The 16814-nt window shown below is 73.2% G+C and carries 16 protein-coding genes; 4 read left to right on the top strand and 12 right to left on the bottom strand.

What is annotated here, in order from left to right; all coding sequences use genetic code 11:
- Nucleotides 1-117 precede the first annotated feature (117 nt).
- From H0S66_RS18170 to H0S66_RS18190, 5 genes are all read right to left on the bottom strand, one after another.
- Nucleotides 118-1770: a fatty acid--CoA ligase gene (locus H0S66_RS18170; RefSeq protein ID WP_179616612.1), complete on the bottom strand. Its 1653-nt coding sequence runs from the start codon at nt 1768-1770 to the stop codon at nt 118-120.
- Nucleotides 1771-1843: 73 nt separating this feature from the next.
- The gene (locus H0S66_RS18175) at nt 1844-3301 is read right to left on the bottom strand and encodes a Mur ligase family protein (protein ID WP_258016981.1); all 1458 of its coding nucleotides are present in this window, start codon (nt 3299-3301) and stop codon (nt 1844-1846) included.
- Nucleotides 3302-3629: 328 nt separating this feature from the next.
- Nucleotides 3630-4400, bottom strand: a complete 771-nt coding sequence (fabI, locus tag H0S66_RS18180) for an enoyl-ACP reductase FabI (protein ID WP_179616613.1) — start codon at nt 4398-4400, stop codon at nt 3630-3632.
- 43 nt (nt 4401-4443) lie between these two features.
- Nucleotides 4444-5190: a 3-oxoacyl-ACP reductase FabG gene (fabG, locus tag H0S66_RS18185; protein ID WP_179616614.1), complete on the bottom strand. Its 747-nt coding sequence runs from the start codon at nt 5188-5190 to the stop codon at nt 4444-4446.
- Nucleotides 5191-5265: 75 nt separating this feature from the next.
- Nucleotides 5266-5478: a dodecin gene (locus tag H0S66_RS18190; RefSeq protein ID WP_179616615.1), complete on the bottom strand. Its 213-nt coding sequence runs from the start codon at nt 5476-5478 to the stop codon at nt 5266-5268.
- 37 nt (nt 5479-5515) lie between these two features.
- Between H0S66_RS18190 and H0S66_RS18195 the strand changes: the two genes are divergently transcribed.
- Nucleotides 5516-5854: a DUF3099 domain-containing protein gene (locus tag H0S66_RS18195; protein ID WP_179616616.1), complete on the top strand. Its 339-nt coding sequence runs from the start codon at nt 5516-5518 to the stop codon at nt 5852-5854.
- Entirely contained in the window at nt 5851-6063 is a 213-nt protein-coding gene (locus H0S66_RS18200) for an acetone carboxylase (RefSeq protein WP_179616617.1), read from the top strand. The genes H0S66_RS18195 and H0S66_RS18200 overlap by 4 nt, the downstream gene beginning before the upstream one ends.
- 32 nt (nt 6064-6095) lie before the next feature.
- Here H0S66_RS18200 and moaA read toward each other — a convergent pair whose 3' ends face one another.
- Nucleotides 6096-7094: a GTP 3',8-cyclase MoaA gene (moaA, locus tag H0S66_RS18205; RefSeq protein ID WP_246305176.1), complete on the bottom strand. Its 999-nt coding sequence runs from the start codon at nt 7092-7094 to the stop codon at nt 6096-6098.
- Nucleotides 7095-7164: 70 nt separating this feature from the next.
- Here moaA and H0S66_RS18210 point away from each other — a divergent pair, with 70 nt between their 5' ends.
- Complete coding sequence (locus H0S66_RS18210) at nt 7165-7974, top strand: SURF1 family cytochrome oxidase biogenesis protein (protein ID WP_179616619.1); 810 nt, start codon at nt 7165-7167, stop codon at nt 7972-7974.
- 10 nt (nt 7975-7984) lie between these two features.
- Here the strand turns inward: H0S66_RS18210 and H0S66_RS18215 are convergent, their stop codons facing one another.
- From H0S66_RS18215 to H0S66_RS18225, 3 genes are read right to left on the bottom strand one after another with little or no spacing between them, the layout of a single operon-like run.
- Nucleotides 7985-9856, bottom strand: a complete 1872-nt coding sequence (locus tag H0S66_RS18215) for an ABC transporter ATP-binding protein (protein WP_218877271.1) — start codon at nt 9854-9856, stop codon at nt 7985-7987.
- 43 nt (nt 9857-9899) lie between these two features.
- Nucleotides 9900-10697, bottom strand: coding sequence for an enoyl-CoA hydratase/isomerase family protein (locus H0S66_RS18220; RefSeq protein WP_179616620.1), 798 nt, complete (start codon nt 10695-10697; stop codon nt 9900-9902).
- A gap of 43 nt (nt 10698-10740) precedes the next feature.
- The gene (locus H0S66_RS18225; protein ID WP_179616621.1) at nt 10741-12339 is read right to left on the bottom strand and encodes an ABC-F family ATP-binding cassette domain-containing protein; all 1599 of its coding nucleotides are present in this window, start codon (nt 12337-12339) and stop codon (nt 10741-10743) included.
- 79 nt (nt 12340-12418) lie between these two features.
- Between H0S66_RS18225 and ypfJ the strand changes: the two genes are divergently transcribed.
- Nucleotides 12419-13375 carry a KPN_02809 family neutral zinc metallopeptidase gene (gene ypfJ, locus H0S66_RS18230; RefSeq protein WP_179616622.1) on the top strand — a complete coding sequence of 319 codons (957 nt, stop codon included), beginning with the start codon at nt 12419-12421 and terminating at the stop codon, nt 13373-13375.
- Between the two features lie 7 nt (nt 13376-13382).
- On the opposite strand, the gene H0S66_RS18235 is transcribed toward ypfJ, so the two are convergent.
- The 3 genes from H0S66_RS18235 to H0S66_RS18245 all read right to left on the bottom strand — a co-directional run bounded on the left by H0S66_RS18235 (nt 13383) and on the right by H0S66_RS18245 (nt 16787).
- On the bottom strand, nt 13383-14243 hold the full coding sequence (locus H0S66_RS18235; protein WP_179616623.1) for a phosphotransferase: 861 nt from the start codon (nt 14241-14243) through the stop codon (nt 13383-13385).
- A 67-nt stretch (nt 14244-14310) separates the two neighbouring features.
- Nucleotides 14311-15900 (bottom strand): ABC transporter permease, encoded by a 1590-nt coding sequence (locus tag H0S66_RS18240; protein ID WP_179616624.1) that lies wholly within the window; start codon nt 15898-15900, stop codon nt 14311-14313.
- On the bottom strand, nt 15897-16787 hold the full coding sequence (locus H0S66_RS18245) for an ABC transporter ATP-binding protein (protein WP_179616625.1): 891 nt from the start codon (nt 16785-16787) through the stop codon (nt 15897-15899). Before H0S66_RS18245 ends, H0S66_RS18240 begins: the two co-directional genes overlap by 4 nt.
- Between the last annotated feature and the right edge of the window lie 27 nt (nt 16788-16814).

The raw sequence follows: 16814 nt of genomic DNA on the forward strand, positions 1-16814 counted from the left end.
GTCACTTTTGAACCACCGACCAGTCACTTTCGACCCCGCCCCTGCGGCGCGGTGACCGGTCGGTGGTTCAGGACTGACTGGTGGAAGGTTCAGAAGTGACCGCTCGGCCGTCGGCCGCTACCGCTCGACGGTGAGCTCGCCGTCGGCGAAGCGGCGGCGCAGGACCTTCTTGTCGAACTTGCCCACCGAGGTGCGGGGCACCTCGTCGATGAAGGTCCAGGCGTCGGGCAGCTGCCAGGCGGCGAAGTCGCGGGCCAGGTGCGCGCGCAGCTCCTCGGCGCTGACGCTGGCGCCCTCGCGGACCACGACGGAGGCGAGGGGGCGCTCCTGCCACTTCTCGTCGGGGATGGCGACCACGGCCGCCTCCAGCACGGCGTCGTGACCCATCAGCGCGTTCTCCAGGTCGACCGAGGAGATCCACTCGCCGCCCGACTTGATGACGTCCTTGGCCCGGTCGGTCAGCGTGATGTAGCCCCGCTCGTCGAGGTGCCCGACGTCGCCGGTGCGCAGCCAGCCGTCGTGGAACTTGGCCTCGGCCTCCTCGCGCTCGGCCTCCTCGGGCCGGTAGTAGGCCCCGGTCACCCAGGGTCCGCGCACCTCGAGCTCGCCGACGCTGGCGCCGTCACGGGGCAGGACGCTGCCGTCGTCGCCGACGATCCGCGCCGAGACCCCGCACGCCAGCCGGCCCTGGGTGCCCCGGTAGCGCCACTGCTCCTCCTCCGAGCAGCCGACCGGCGGCAGCCCGGTCGAGGCCACCGGGGAGGTCTCGGTCATCCCCCACGCCTGACGCACCACGATGCCGTGGCGCTCCTGCAGGGCCTGCTGGAGCGAGATCGGCACCGCCGAGCCGCCGCAGAGGACCAGGCGCAGCGAGTCCAGCCGGGCCTCCGGGTGGTCGTCGAGGTGGTGCAGCACGTCGTTCCACACGGTCGGCACGCCCCCGGACACCGTGGGCCGGCTCTCGCGCACGAAGCGGACCAGCGGCTCGGCCTGCAGCCACCGGTCGGGCATGCACAGCGACGCGCCGCTCATCATCGCCGAGTAGGGCAGCCCCCAGGCGTTGGCGTGGAACATCGGCACGATCGGCAGCACCCGGTCCTCGAAGGAGAGCCCCGAGATGTTGCCGCCGCAGACCGCCAGCGAGTGCAGGTACGCCGAGCGGTGGCTGTAGACGACGCCCTTGGGGTTGCCGGTGGTGCCGGAGGTGTAGCACATCGCCGCGGCGTCGCGCTCGTCCACGTCGGGCCAGTCGAAGCCCGGCGACGCGGCGGCCAGCAGGTCCTCGTAGAGGTGCACCTGCTTGCCGCTCGCGCGCAGGGAGTCGAGGTCGGCGTCGCCGGCGTCGGGTCCGGCGACCACGACGTGCTCGACGGTCGTCATCTCCCCCAGCCGGGGCGCGAGCAGCCCCACCAGCGAGTCGTCGACGATGACGACGTGGTCCTCCGCGTGGTTGGCGACGTAGACCAGCTGCTCGGGGAAGAGCCGGATGTTGAGCGTGTGCAGCACCGCGCCCATCGACGGCACCGCCAGGTAGGCCTCGAGGTGCTCGACGTTGTTCCACTGGAAGGTCGCGACCCGCTGGTCGGCGTCGACGCCCAGGCCCCGCAGCGCCGAGGCCAGGCGCGCGGTGCGCTCGTCCAGGGCGCCGTACGACGTGGTGCGGCTGCCGTCGGGCGTCGCGGTGACGACCTCCCCGTCGGGGTGGACGTCGACGACGTGGCGGCGGATGGCGCCGATGGTGAGCTGGTCGTCCTGCATGGTGCTGCGCATGGCGGGTCCTCCGAGGGGGTGCGCTGGGCCGGTGTGCTGTGCGTCACGATCCTGCCACCGGCACCCGAGCGGCTCACCCGGCGCGCGCGGCCCGCACCTTCGCCGCCAGCGTCTCGGCGGTGTCGGGGACTCCCCCGGCCTCGGCGATCCACTCGTAGACGCCCTCGCGGTCGGCGTGGCACATCAGCCCCACGACCTCCCCGGGCAGCGCCTGGCCGACCAGGGCCGAGAGCACCCCCACCTCCGTCGGGTACGCCGGCACGGCGGTGACGCCGACCCGCTCGGCGCCGGCGCGCATCAGGCCCTCGAGCTCCTCGGGGGTGCGGCCGCGGAAGTACTTCTCCTTGTGACCGATGGCCACGACGTCGGCGTCACGCGCCGCGATCTCGCCGATCTTCTCGATCAGCTCCTCGGAGCGGTCGCCGACGACCCCCATCCCGAGCAGCACCCGGGCACCCTCGGGGCGGACGCCGTGCAGGATCTCGAACATCGCCTCGAGGCCGGCCTCGTTGTGGGCCAGGTCCATCACGACGGTGACCTCGCCGTCGGAGACCGGCACGGTGAAGCAGTTCATCCGGCCCGGGTTGTGCTCGGCGTCGGGCAGGAACGAGCGCAGGCCGGCGATGACGACCTCGCGGGGGATCCCGACCGCCAGCGCGGCGGAGGCCGCGGCCAGGGCGTTCTCGACGTTGTAGTGGCTCAGCCCGGCCAGGGTCATCGGCACGTCGACCAGCTCGAGCAGCGGGTCGGGGTCGGCGTCGGGCTCCAGGACGCACAGCCAGCCGTCGATGACGGTGGTGGCGCGGCCGCCGTCGGCGAGCACCTCCCGCACGGCGGGCGAGTCGGGGTCGCGGGAGAACACCCACACCTGCGACTTGACCACCCAGCGCATCGAGAGCACCCGCGGGTCGTCGGCGTTGAGCACCGCCCAGCCCTCGGGCGCGGTGATCCGGGGCACCACGGCCTTGACCTCGGCGAGCTGGTCGAGGGTGTCGATGCCGTGCAGCCCCAGGTGGTCGGCCGAGACGTTGGTGACGACCGAGACGTCGTTGCGGGTCAGCCCGATGCCCTTGAGCAGGATCCCGCCCCGGGCGGTCTCGGTGACCGCCAGCTCGACCTCCTCGTGGGCCAGCACGCGGCCGGCGCCGCTGGGCCCCGAGTAGTCACCGGGCTCGACGAGCACCCCGTCGACGTACACGCCGTCGGTGTTGGACCAGCCGACGACCTTGCCCCACTCGCGGCCGATGTGGGCGACCATCCGCGAGGTGGTGGTCTTGCCGTTGGTGCCGGTGACCGCCACGACGGGCACCCGCGGCTCCAGGGTCGTCGGGGCGTCGCCGGGCTCACTGGTGGCGACGGTCTCGGCCGCGACCGAGACGGCCGCCGAGAGCCGGTCGGTGCTGACGCCGTCGTCGCCGGGCACCAGGGTGTCGAGCACCGACGCGACCGCGCGCCCCATCGCGCGGGCCCGCTCGCGGTGGGCCCACGGGTAGGCGACGACGACCTGGTGGGCGTCGTTGGTGGGGCGCACCGCACGGCCAGCGAGGAGGTGCCGGACTCCTGGGCCACGGCCCGCACCAGCCGCGCCACGGCACGCAGCGCGAAGCGCTGGCGGAAGCCGGACTCCGGCTCGCCGGGGCGGGCGCCCTCCAGCCCGATGCGCTCGGCGAGCACCAGGGCGACGTCGACCGGCGCGGTGGCCAAGGCCCCGACGTCGAGGGTCAGCTTCACCGCCGCCCGGGGGAAGTAGAGGTTGGGACCCTCGAGCACCCGCAGCTCGACCAGCGCGTGCGTGGTGGGGGCGACGTCCTGACCGGCTCCTGGTGCGCTCACCGGCGCGACGCTACCGGCTCGCGCGCTCAGGCGCCCATCGCGTGGAAGCCGCCGTCGACGTGGACGATCTCGCCGGTGGTGGCGGGGAAGAAGTCGGAGAGCAGCGCGCAGACCGCCTTGGCCGTCGGCCCCTGGTCGGTGTTGTCCCAACCGAGCGGCGAGCGGGTGGCCCACATCGAGTCGAGCTCCTCGAAGCCGGGGATCGCCTTGGCCGCCAGGGTCTTCAGCGGCCCGGCCGAGACCAGGTTGACCCGGATGCCCTCGGGTCCCAGGTCGCGGGCCAGGTAGCGCGAGGTCGACTCGAGCGCGGCCTTCGCCACGCCCATCCAGTCGTAGGCCGGCCAGGCGACGGTGGCGTCGAAGGTCAGCCCGACCACCGAGCCGCCGTCGGCCATCAGCGGGCGGCAGGCGGTGGTCAGCGACTTCAGCGAGTACGCCGAGACCTGCACCGCCTGCGCGACGTCGTCCCAGGGGCCCTCGAGGAACTTGCCGCCCAGCAGCGTCTCGGGGTTGCCGAAGGCGATCGAGTGCACGACGCCGTCGAGCCCGTCGACGTGCTCGCCCACCAGCTCGGGCAGCCGCGCCAGGTGCTCGTCGTCGGTGACGTCGAGCTCGATGACCGGCGGCTCGACCGGCAGCCGCTTGGCGATGCGCCGGGTGATGCCGAGGGCCCGGCCGAAGTTCGAGATGAGCACGGTCGCGCCCTGCTCCTGGGCGACCTTCGCGGTCGCGAAGCCGATGGAGGAGTCCATCGTCACCCCGGCCACCAGGATCCGCTTGCCGTCGAGAATGCCCATCGTCTGCTCCTTGGGTGAGGTGGGGTCCTGCTGGGGGTGGGTCTCAGTGACCCATGCCGAGGCCGCCGTCGACCGGGATCACGGCGCCGGTGACGTACGCCGCCGCGGGCCCGGCGAGCCACAGCACGGTGCCGGCGACCTCCTCGGCCGCGCCGAGGCGTCCGAGCGGGATGCGCGCGGCGTACTCGGCCTGCTGCTCGGCGGGCAGCGAGGCGGTCATGTCGGTCTCGATGAAGCCGGGGGCCACCACGTTGGTGGTGATGGAGCGCGAGCCGAGCTCGCGGGCCAGCGACCGGGCGACGCCGACCAGGCCGGCCTTGGAGGCGGCGTAGTTGACCTGCCCCGGGGAGCCGAGCATCGCGACCACCGAGGAGATCAGGATGATGCGGCCGCGCCGCAGGCGCAGCATGCCCTTGCTGGCGCGCTTGGCCAGCCGGAACGACCCGGTCAGGTTGGTGTCGATGACCGAGGACCAGTCGTCCTCGCTCATCCGCAGCAGCAGGGTGTCGGCGGTGATGCCGGCGTTGGCGACCAGCACCTCGACCGGGCCGTGGGCGGCCTCCACCTCGGCGAAGGCCGCCTCGACGGCGGCGGGGTCGGTCACGTCGCAGCGCACGTCGAGGGCGCCCTCGGGGGCGCCGCCGCTGCGGGTGGTGACCGCGACCTTGTCACCCTGGGCCAGGAAGGCCTCGGCGATGGCGCGGCCGATGCCGCGGTTGCCGCCCGTGACCAGCACGGAACGGGGCTCGGACGTCGTGTCAGGCGTGGTCGGCTGGGTGCTCTGGCTCACGCTCGACGACGCTAGTGATTACCCGCGCGTACCAGAAACCACGCGCGGGTCGTCACGTCGTGGGCCGCAGGAGGATCAGTCGTCCTCGAGGCGGAAGCCGACCTTGAGACCGACCTGGAAGTGCTCGACCGCGCCGTCCTTAACCTGGCCCCGGACCTGGGTGACCTCGAACCAGTCGAGGTGGCGCAGGGTGCGCGAGGCGCGCTCGACGCCGTTGCGGATGGCGGCGTCGATGCCCTCGGGAGAGGTGCCGACGATCTCGGAGATGCGATAAGTGCGATTGGTCATATGGGGAGCCTAGTCCTGCCGACGTACGCTCGAGGTCATGGCCAGGCAGAGAGCACGCGACGACGATGCTGTGCGGATCACGACGGCGGCGGTGAGCCACGAGGAGGACCTCCGCAAGCGCCAGAAGCGCTACCTGCTGTCGATGACGCTGCGCTCGGCGTGCTTCGTCGGGGCCGGCGTCGCCGGGCTCGCCGGGATCTCGTGGTTGTGGCCGATCCTCATCGTGGGTGCGCTCGTGCTGCCCTACATCGCGGTGGTCCTGGCCAACGCCCAGGCCAACCGGGTCGACGGCTTCCAGCTGCGCAGCGGCGCCTTCGGGGTCCCCGAGCTGGAGTCCGCGGGCTCCGCCCAGCGCGCCGGGCTGGGTGGACGATGAGCGAGAGCGACTCCTGCTCGGCCAAGGGCTGCACCCAGCCGGCCGTGCACGCCCTGCTGTGGCGCAACCCCAGGATCCACACCCCCGAGCGCCGCAAGGCCTGGCTGGCCTGCCCCGAGCACCGCGAGTCGCTCGGCACGTTCCTGGGCTCGCGAGGTTTCCTCATCGAGGTCGTCGAGCACCACGCGGGCGCCGACCACACCGTCTGAGGCCACCCCCGGCCTGGCCGCCGGGTGCCGGGTCAGCCGCCGATCGCCGACATCGGACGGTCGGGCTGCAGGAACGTCGGGTCGTCGATGCCGTGCCCGGCGGCCTTGCCGCGCATCGCCACGACCCAGCGCTGGGCGAGCTCCTCGTCGCTGGCCCCCTCGCGCAGCGCGGCGCGCAGGTCGGACTCGGAGCGGGCGAAGAGGCAGTTGCGCACCTGGCCGTCGGCCGTCAGCCGCACCCGGTCGCAGTCGCCGCAGAACGGGCGGGTGACCGAGGCGATCACGCCGACGGTGCCGGGGCCGCCGTCGACGGTGAACAGCTCGGCGGGCGCGCTGCCCCGCGGCTCCTCGGCCGGGGTGAGGGTGAAGGCCTCCGCGAGGCTGGTGAAGATCTCGTCGGCGGTGATCATGCCCTCGCGGCTCCAGCCGTGCTGGGCGTCGAGGGGCATCTGCTCGATGAAGCGCAGCTCGTAGCCGCGCTCGAGGCACCACGCCAGGAGCTCCGGTGCCTGGTCCTCGTTCTCGCCGCGCAGCAGCACCGCGTTGACCTTCACCGGCCCCAGCCCGGCCGCCTGCGCGGCCTCCAGGCCCGCCACCACGTCGTGGAAGCGGTCGCGGCGGGTGATGCGGTGGAAGGTGTCGGCGCGGGCGGTGTCGAGGCTGACGTTGACCCGGTCGAGGCCGGCCTGCTTGAGCGCCCCCGCGTTGCGGGAGAGCCCGAGCGCGTTGGTGGTGACCGAGATGTCGAGGTCGGGGCCCAGCTCGCGGGTGCGGTGCACGATGTCGACGAGCCCGCGACGCACCAGCGGCTCTCCGCCGGTGAAGCGGACCTCGTCGATGCCGAGGTGGCGCACGCCGACGCCGATCAGGCGCACCACCTCGTCGTCGGTGAGCACCGAGTCGTCGGGCAGCCAGTCGAGGCCCTCCGCCGGCATGCAGTAGCTGCAGCGCAGGTTGCAGCGGTCGGTGAGCGACACCCGGAGGTCTGTCGCCACCCGGCCGTAGCGGTCCTCGAGAAGAAGTGGCTCCATGTGAGGAAGCATACGGGCGAGGCGGGCACCAGGACGGGGCTCGCCACGCTCCGGCGGATAACCTCGAGACGTGCGCTCGTTCCGGTTCATGCTCTCGCGTCGCTGGCTGCTCTTCGGGCTCGCCGTGGTGGTCCTCGCCGCCGGCGCCTGGTGGCTCGGCCAGTGGCAGTTCGACCGCCTCGAGCAGCGCAAGGCCGACAACGCGGTGGTGCTGGCCAACGAGGAGCAGGACCCCGCCCCCGTCGACGAGGTCCTCTCCCCCGGCGGCGACGTCGATCCCGACGACGAGTGGCGGGTGGTCACCGCGACCGGCACCTACGCCCCCGAGGACACCGTGATCGTGCGCTACCGCACCCGGGACGGCGCCTCGGGCGTCGACGTGGTCGTCCCCCTCGTGACCTCCTCGGGCACCACGCTGCTCGTCGACCGCGGCTGGCTGGCCACCCGCGCCGCCGGCACCACCCGGCCCGACGACGTCCCGCAGCCGCCCGCCGGCGAGGTCGAGATCTCCGGCTGGGTGCGCGCCGACGGCAGCGGCGACTCCACCGCCGTCAGCGACCTGTCCACCCGGGCGGTGAGCAGCGAACGCATCGGCGAGGCCATCGAGCGCGAGGTGTACGGCGGCTTCGTCGACCTGCGCTCCGAGGACCCGGAGCCCGCGACCGCCCTCGAGCCCGTCGAGATGCCCGAGCTCGACAACGGCCCGCACTTCTTCTACGGCCTGCAGTGGTGGTTCTTCGGCCTGCTCGCCGTGGGCGGGTTCTTCTACCTGGCCTGGGACGAGCGCCGCGGCCCCCGGCGCCGGCGTACGACGTCGTCGGAGGACGAGCCGACGCAGGACGTCATGCGCCGGGCGGAGACGGACGTCCCGACCGCATGACGTCCCGGCGTCAGCCGCGGGCGGAGACGTCGTCGACGAACTGGGTGCGGTAGAGGTCGGCGTAGAGACCGCCCTCGGCCAGCAGCTCGGCGTGGGTGCCGGACTGGACGATGCGGCCCTCGTCGAGCACCAGGATCAGGTCGGCGTTGCGCACCGTGCTGAGCCGGTGGGCGATGACGAGCGAGGTGCGGCCCTCCAGGGCGGCGTCGAGGGCGCGCTGCACGGCGGCCTCGGACTCGCTGTCGAGGTGGGCGGTGGCCTCGTCGAGGACCACGATGCCCGGTGACTTCAGCAGCAGCCGCGCGATCGCGAGCCGCTGGCGCTCACCGCCCGAGAGCCGGTAGCCGCGGTCGCCGACGACGGTGTCGAGCCCGTCGGGCAGGCGCCGGACGGTCTCGGCGATCTGGGCCGCCTCGAGGCTCGACCAGATCTCGCCGTCGTCGGCGCCGGGACGGGCGTAGAGCATGTTGGCGCGGATGGTGTCGTGGAAGAGGTGCGCGTCCTGGGTGACGTAGCCGACCGCGTCCTCGAGGGACTGCAGGCTGACCTCGCGCACGTCGTGGCCGCCGACGCGCACCGTGCCCGAGGTGGCGTCGTACAGCCGCGCCACGAGGTGCGTGACGGTGGTCTTGCCGGCACCCGACGGCCCGACCAGCGCGACCATCCGGCCGACGTCGGCGGTGAAGGAGACGTCGTGCAGCACCGGGCCGCTGGCGCCGGCCTCGGGCCGCGCCACGCCCTCGAGGGAGGGCAGGGAGAGCTCGGCGGCGCTCGGGTAGGTGAACCCGACCCGGTCGAACTCCAGCCGCGCCGCGGAACGCGGCAGCACCACCGCGTCGTCCTTCTCCACGATGAGGGAGGGCAGGTCGAGCACCTCGAAGACCCGCTCGAAGCTCACCACCGCCGTCATCACGTCGATGCGGACGTTGGAGAGACCCTGCAGGGGGCCGAGGAGGCGCAGCAGCAGGGTCGCCAGGGCCAGCAGGGTGCCGATGGTGAGCGTGTCGCTGATGACCAGCTGACCGCCCACGCCGTAGACCAGCGCGGTGGCCAGCGCGGGCACCAGGACCATCGTGGCGCCGAAGATGCGGGTGATCAGGCTGATCCGCACCCCCAGGTCGCGGACCTTGGCGGCCTTGGTGCGGAACAGCGCGTCCTCGTCGTCGCGACGGCCGAAGAGCTTGAGCAGCATCGCGCCGCCCACGTTGAACCGCTCGGTCATGTTGTTGCCGAGGTCGGCGTTGCCGTCCATCTGCTCGCGGGTCAGCCCGGCCAGCCGGTTGCTGACGAAGCGGGAGGCCAGGAAGAGCAGCGGGAAGAGGGCGACGCACAGCAGCGTCACCTGCCAGCTCAACGCCAGCATCGTGACGCCGACGACGACCGCGGCGATCGAGTTCGAGACGGTGCTGGACAGCGTCGAGGTGAAGGCCCGCTGGGCGCCGATGACGTCGTTGTTGAGCCGGCTGACCAGGGCGCCGGTCTGGGTGCGGGTGAAGAAGGCCATCGACTGGCGCTGCACGTGGGCGAAGACCTGGGAGCGCAGGTCGAAGATCAGGCTCTCCCCGATGCGCGAGGAGAGCCAGCCGGCCAGCACGCTGAGCACCGCGTTGAAGACGGCGAAGCCGGCCATCGCCAGCGCGAGCAGCGTGACGAGGCCGCGATCGCCCGCCAGGATGCCGTCGTCGACGATCTTCTGGACCAGCAACGGGGTGACGACGACCAGCGACGCGTCGATGACGGTGAGCACCAGGAACACCGAGATCAGGCCCCGGTGGGGCCGGGCGAAGCCGACCACCCGGCGCACCGTCTGGCGCGAGAGCCGGTTGTTGACCACGCTGCGGTCCGACCTCAGGTGGCGCCAGGCCATGCCGGCCCCCATCATCCCCGACACGTCGCGCTCCTCACTGGCCCGTCGCCGGACCCACTCACTGCTGCATCGTGCTCGCGACCTCGCGGAACCGTCGGCCCTGCGCCTCCCGCTCGAGGCGGCGCTGGTCCTCCAGCGACGACGCGGCCGCCGTCTGCACCAGCGCCTTGGTCTCACGCACCGCCCCGGGCATCGGGGCGGTCAGGGAGCCGGCGAGGTGGGCGACGGTCGCAGCGAGCTGGTCGGTCGGCACCACGGTGAGGGCGATGCCGATGCGCACCGCCTCCTCGGCACCGACCATGCGTGCCGTGGCACAGATCTCCAGTGCCCTGGAGTACCCAACCGCCTCGACCAGGGGCTTTGTTCCCGTCAGGTCGGGGACCAGGCCCAGCGCCGTCTCCTTCATGCACAGCTGGGCGTCGTCGGTGAGCACCCGCAGGTCGCAGGAGAGCGCCAGCTGGAAGCCGGCGCCGACCGCGTAGCCCTGCACCGCGGCGATGGAGACGAACGAGGGGTCGCGCAGCCAGGTGAAGCCGCGCTGGTAGTCGTCGATCGTCGCCGACATCTCCTCCTCGCTGCGGCTGAGCAGGTCGGCCACCGATTCCACGCCCTCGGTCGAGGAGGTCGGGTCGAGCATCGCGCGGTCGAGGCCGGCCGAGAAGCTGGTGCCGGCGCCGCGCACCACCACGACGCGCACGTCGTCGTCGGCGACCAGCCGCTCGCCGATCGTGGTGAGGGCGCGCCACATCGCCGGGGTCTGCGCGTTGCGCACCTCGGGACGGTCGAGGGTGACGGTCGCGACCGCCCCCTCCACCTCGACGACCAGACCGACCGCGGCGAGCTCTTCAGGAGTCATGCCCGGAGTCTAGGAACCGGCACCGACACCGGCCCCGGCGGCCTCAGGCCAGCGAGACCAGGTCGGCGTACCCCTCGTTCCACAGGTCCTCGTCACCGTCCGGCAGCAGCAGCACCCGGTCGGGCTCGAGGGCGCGCACCGCGCCCTCGTCGTGGGTGACCAGGATGATCGCGCCCTCGTAGGTGCGGATCGCGGCCAGCACCTCCTCGCGGGAGGCCGGGTCGAGGTTGTTGGTGGGCTCGTCGAGCAGCAGCACGTTGGCGCTGGAGACCACCAGCGAGGCCAGCGCGAGCCGGGTCTTCTCGCCACCGGAGAGCACCTGGGCGGACTTGTGGGCGTCGTCGCCGGAGAAGAGGAACGAGCCCAGCACCGAGCGGGCCTCGACGTCGGTCAGCTGGGGCGCCGCGGACTGCATGTTCTCCAGCACCGTGCGCGAGGTGTCGAGCGTCTCGTGCTCCTGGGCGTAGTAGCCGACCTTCAGGCCGTGGCCGGGCACGACCTCGCCGGTGTCGGGCTGGTCGACGCCGGCCAGGATGCGCAGCATCGTGGTCTTGCCGGCGCCGTTGAGGCCGAGGATGACGACGCGGGAGCCCTTGTCGATGGCCAGGTCGACGCCGGTGAAGACCTCGAGCGAGCCGTAGGTCTTCGACAGCTCGCGCGCGGTGATCGGGGTCTTGCCGCACGGCGCCGGGGCGGGGAACTTGATGCGGGCGACCTTGTCGGCCGCGCGCTCGCCCTCGAGCCCGGCCATCATCTTCTCGGCCCGCTTGAGCATCGACTGCGCCGCCTGGGCCTTGGAGGCCTTCGCGCGCATCTTGTTGGCCTGGTCGGTGAGGGTCTTGGCCTTGTTCTCGGCGTTCATCCGCTCACGCCGACGACGTACCTCGTCGGTCTCGCGCTGGGTCAGGTAGTTCTTCCACCCCATGTTGTAGACGTCCATGGCGGTGCGGTTGGCGTCGAGGTGCATCACCTTGTTGACGGTGGCCTCGAGCAGCTCGTTGTCGTGGGAGATCACGATGAAGCCGCCCTTGTGGGCCTTGAGGAACTCGCGCAGCCACACGATCGAGTCGGCGTCGAGGTGGTTGGTCGGCTCGTCGAGGATCAGGATCTCGGCGCCGGAGAAGAGGATGCGGGCCAGCTCGACACGGCGGCGCTGGCCGCCCGAGAGCGTCTTGAGCTGCTGGCCCAGGATCCGGTCGGGGATGCCGAGGCTGGCCGCGATCGTGGCGGCCTCGGACTCCGCGGCGTAGCCGCCGCCCGCGTGCATCTCGTCGTCGGCGCGGCTGTAGCGGCGCATCGCCTTCTCGCGCACGGCCGCGTCGTCGGAGCCCATCTGCTCCTCGGCCGCACGCAGGCGGCGTACGACGTCGTCGAGCCCGCGCGCGGAGAGGATCCGGTCGCGGGCCAGGACCTCGGGGTCACCGGTGCGCGGGTCCTGCGGCAGGTAGCCGATCTCGCCGCTCCTGGTCACCGAGCCGCCGGCGGGCAGCGCCTCGCCGGAGAGGATCTTGGTGAGGGTGGTCTTGCCGGCGCCGTTGCGACCGACCAGGCCGACCTTGTCGCCCGCGGCCACGCGGAAGCTCACGTCCTCCATCAGGAGACGCGCGCCGGCACGGACTTCGAGCTGATGAGCGGTGATCATAGGAGCCCAATCGTAGGAGTCGGTAGCCTCAGCCACCGATTCGCCGCCACCGCGGCGCAGGCCGCCCAGGAGGCACGACGTGAGGTTCAACCCCAAGGCCCGCCTCGACACCCGACGCACGCGTGACGTGGGTCGCAGCAGCGGCGGCGGCCGCTCGCGCGGCGGCCTCCCGTCCTCGGGGAGGCGCGGCGGCTCGTCGCTGCCGATCCCCGGCGGCGTGGCCGGTGGCGGCGGCGTGGTGGCGGTCATCATCGCCGTCGGCTTCTTCGTCGTCACCCAGCTGATGGGCGGCGGCTCCGGCCTCGACCCCTCGGGCGGCAGCCTCGACGCCTCGCGCTTCGAGGACACCGACCGGTACGCCGCCTGCGAGACCGGTGAGGACGCCAACGAGTCGACCGACTGCGCCCGGGTCGCGGTCGAGAACAGCCTGTACGACTACTGGGGCGACACGCTCGGCTCCGACTTCCGGCCCGCCGACTCGCTGGTGACCTTCTCGGGCCAGGTCGGCACCGGCTGCGGGGCCGCGAGCTCGGCCGTCGGCCCGTTCTACTGCCCCGCCGACGACACGATCTACCTCGACAGCGGCTTCTTCGACGAGGTGCTCGAGCGCCAGCTCGGCGGGCCCGACGGCGGTTTCGTCGAGGCTTACGTGCTGGCCCACGAGTACGGCCACCACGTCCAGAACGTGCTGGGCACGATGGGCCGGGTCCGCACCCAGCAGGGCGCCTCCTCCGACGCGGTGCGCCTGGAGCTGCAGGCCGACTGCTACGCCGGCATGTGGGCGCGCGGCGCCACGGCCACCGAGGACTCCTCGGGCACCGCGCTCTTCAGCGAGCTCACCGACCAGGACATCACGCTCGCGCTCGAGGCCGCCGCCAGCGTCGGCGACGACCGCATCCAGCAGCAGACCCAGGGCCAGGTCGACGAGGAGTCGTGGACCCACGGCTCCGCCGCGCAGCGCCAGCGCTGGTTCCGCGTCGGCTTCGACGGCGGCGACCTCACCGACTGCGACACCTTCGCCGCCCGCTCCCTCTGAGCTCGGCTCAACCGTCGAGGAGCGCCTCGATCAGGGGGAACTGGCGCTGGAGCGCCCGCAGGTGGGGAGCGACGGCGGGGTGGCGGAACTTGCCGGCCAGCGCGCCCTCTCCCCCGGCGACCCGCGACAAGGCCCACTCGGCGCGGCTGAGCGCGGTGTAGACGGCGGTGACCCGGGCCCCGAGCGCGACCTGGTCGGCGGTGGCCGCCCCGTCGGGCAGGCCGAGCAGGTAGGCGTCGAGCAGCGGCTCGAAGTCCTCGCGGGCGGCGAGCAGGTAGTAGCCCAGGTCCGCGCCGACGGCGGCGGTGCCCAGGCAGGACCAGTCGATGGCCACCACGTCGTCACCCTCGCGCCCCGGGAGGTTGCCCGGGGTCGGGTCGCCGTGCTGGAGCACCTGCGGCAGGGCGTCGACGCGGTCGAGGAACGCCGATCGCCGGGTCCACAGGTGCTCGGCGACGTCGGCGACGGTGGTGCGCGCCAGGGTCGGCCACCCGCCCCGGTGCGCCGTACGACGCAACCGGTCGCGCAGCTGGTCGCGCGCGAGCCACCCGACGTCGGGGACCGGGGTGCCGGCGAAGCGGCCCAGGGCGTGGGCGGCGAAGAGCCCGTTCACGGCGGCGTCCTCGACCCAGTCCTCGGTGAGGGTGATGCCCTCGACGTCCTCCTCGACGAAGGAGCGCACCGGGGGCCGCAGCCCCCGGGTGCGGGCGAGCACGCCCGAGGTCACCACGTCGGCGGCGCGGCGCCAGTAGGCGAAGTGGTGGGGGTCGGACAGCTCGGCGGGGTCGTGCTCGCCGGGGGCGGCCAGGCGCTTCACCGCCACGGGCTGCTCGCCCAGGCTGGTGCGCCAGACCCCGATCGTGGACATGCCGGCCCCACCAGGGAGCGGATGCCAGTCCGGGTCGGGCTGCCACGTCGGGGCCACGGACGCGACGCTAGCCGATGTCGCGGCGCTGGAAGGCCAACTGGCCCGACGCGCCGAGCGCGAGCGCCAGCGCCACCACCACCGCCGCCGCGCCCAGCGACGGGTCCTCGGCCGGGACCAGCGGCAGGTGGTCGAACGGCGAGAACCACCGCACCCAGCGCGGCAGCCCGAGCAGCTCGCCGAAGAACATCACCACCACGGCCACCACCAGCGGCCCCCAGGCCAGGGCGGTACGGCGCGGGGCCACCCCGTGCACCAGCCGGGCCAGCGCCGCCAGGAGCAGCACCCCGGGGGCGTACTGCAGCTGCGGCCCGACGAACGCGACGACCTGGCCGGCGTCGGCGCTGACGAAGGCGTAGCCCAGCCCCAGGCCGAGCCCTCCGACGACCATGACCAGCGCCGTGCCGAGCAGCGTCACGAGGGTCCACGACAGCAGCCAGCGGCCCCGCCCCAGCGGGGTGGCGAGCACCAGCTCGGCGAGCCCCGACTCCTCCTCGCCGCGTGGTCGCAGGGTCGAGGAGGTGGCGAAGCCGGTGGCCAGCAGCGCCATCATCACCAGCATCGTGGCGAAGAACCCGTCGACGAGGTCGAGCCCGCCCTGCGCCATCAGGTCGCGGCCCAGGTCGGAGTCCCCGACCAGGTCCTCCACCGAGGTGCCCAGGGCGCCGTACGCGACACCGGTCAGGCCCACGCCCACGGTCCAGCCGACGACGCCGGCGCGCTGCAGGCGCCACGCGAGGCCGACCGGGCCGCTGAGGGCCCGGCCGGCGCGCGGCGGGCCGGGACGGCTGGCCACGAGGCCGGCACCGATGTCGCGGCGCAGCAGGAGCGCCGCGGCGAGCGCCAGGTTGATCCCGGCGGCGGCGACCAGCAGCAGCGCGGGCCACCAGCGCAGGCCCGAGAAGGCGTGCATGGCCTGGTACCAGCCGATCGGGGTCAGCCACGACAGCGCCGGCACCGAGACGTCGCCCACGGCCCGCAGCGCGTACGCCACCGCCACGACCGCCCCGGCGATGCCGCGCGCCGCGCGGGTGCTGGCCACGAGCTGGGCCGCGACCAGGGTGGTGCCGGTGAAGCAGAGCCCGCACAGCGCCAGGCCCACGCCGAGCGCGACCGAGTCGGCCACCGCGAGCGGGTAGGTCACCAGCGACAGGGTGACCAGCGCCCCGGAGACGAGGCAGAGGACGACCGAGGTGAGCACCGCGGCCGCCGGAGGTGCGAAGCGGCCCACGACGCCGGAGCGCACGAGGTCGTCGTGGCCGGACTCCTCCTCGGCGCGGGTGTGGCGGGTGACGACGACCATGACGACGAGACCGAGCAGCACCGCACCGAACGCGGTGGCCTGCCAGGTGACCTGCCCGCCGACGGTGTCGAGGGCGCGCGCCGGGCCGGCGAGGGCGATCATCGCGTCGTTGCGCTCCATCGCCGCGGCCATCCGGGCCAGCTCGCCCTCGCTGGTGTAGAGCCGGTCGACCGACCAGGCCTGGGCCCAGTAGAGGACGGCGAGCGCCACGCCCCAGCCGAGCACGAGCCAGCGGTCGCGCCGCAGGGCCTGGGTCCACAGGACCCAGGTGCCGGTGAAGGGGCCGTCGGTGCTCACACCCGGTCCCCGTAGTGGCGCAGGAAGAGCTGCTCGAGCGTCGGCGGCTGGGTCGTCAGGGCCTCGACGCCGGCGTCGAGGAGCAGCCGCAGGGCTGGCTCGAGCGCGTCGGGGTCGGCCTCGAAGGTCACCCGGTCGCCGTCGACGACCAGGTCGTGGACGCCCTCGAGGGCGTCGAGGCCGGCGACGGGGCCGCGGAGCTGGGCAGCGACCGCGGTGCGGCTCAGGTGACGCATCTGGGCCAGGGTGCCGGTCTCGACGAGACGCCCCTCGTTGATGATGCTGACGCGGTCGCACATCTGCTCGACCTCGCCGAGGACGTGGCTGGAGAGCAGCACGCTCCCCCCGCCGTCGCGGAAGTCGGCCACGCAGTCACGGAACTGGGCCTCCATCAGCGGGTCGAGGCCGGAGGTGGGCTCGTCGAGCAGGAGCAGCTCGACGTCGGCGGCCAGCGCGGCGACCAGGGCCACCTTCTGCCGGTTGCCCTTGGAGTAGGAGCGCGCCTTCTTGGTCGGGTCGAGGGCGAAGCGCTCCACGAGCTCGTCGCGCCGGCGTACGTCGAGGCCGCCGCGCAGGCGCCCGAGCAGGTCGATCGCCTCTCCCCCGGTCAGCGTGGGCCACAGCGCGACGTCGCCCGGCACGTAGGCCAGCCGCCGGTGCAGCGCGGCGGCGTCGCGCCAGGGGTCGCCGCCCAGGAGGCGCAGGTGGCCCGCGTCGGCGCGCAGCAGCCCCAGGAGCACCCGGATGGTGGTCGACTTGCCCGAGCCGTTGGGGCCGAGGAAGCCGTGCACCTCCCCGGCACTGACCTGCAGGTCGAGGCCGTCGAGGGCGCGTGCGCGCCCGAACGTCTTGACCAGCTGACGGACCTCGATGACGTCGGGGCGCACCTGTCGACCATAGACCCGATCGGCGGC

Source organism: Nocardioides marinisabuli (genome assembly GCF_013466785.1).
Taxonomy (GTDB): Bacteria; Actinomycetota; Actinomycetes; order Propionibacteriales; family Nocardioidaceae; genus Nocardioides; species Nocardioides marinisabuli.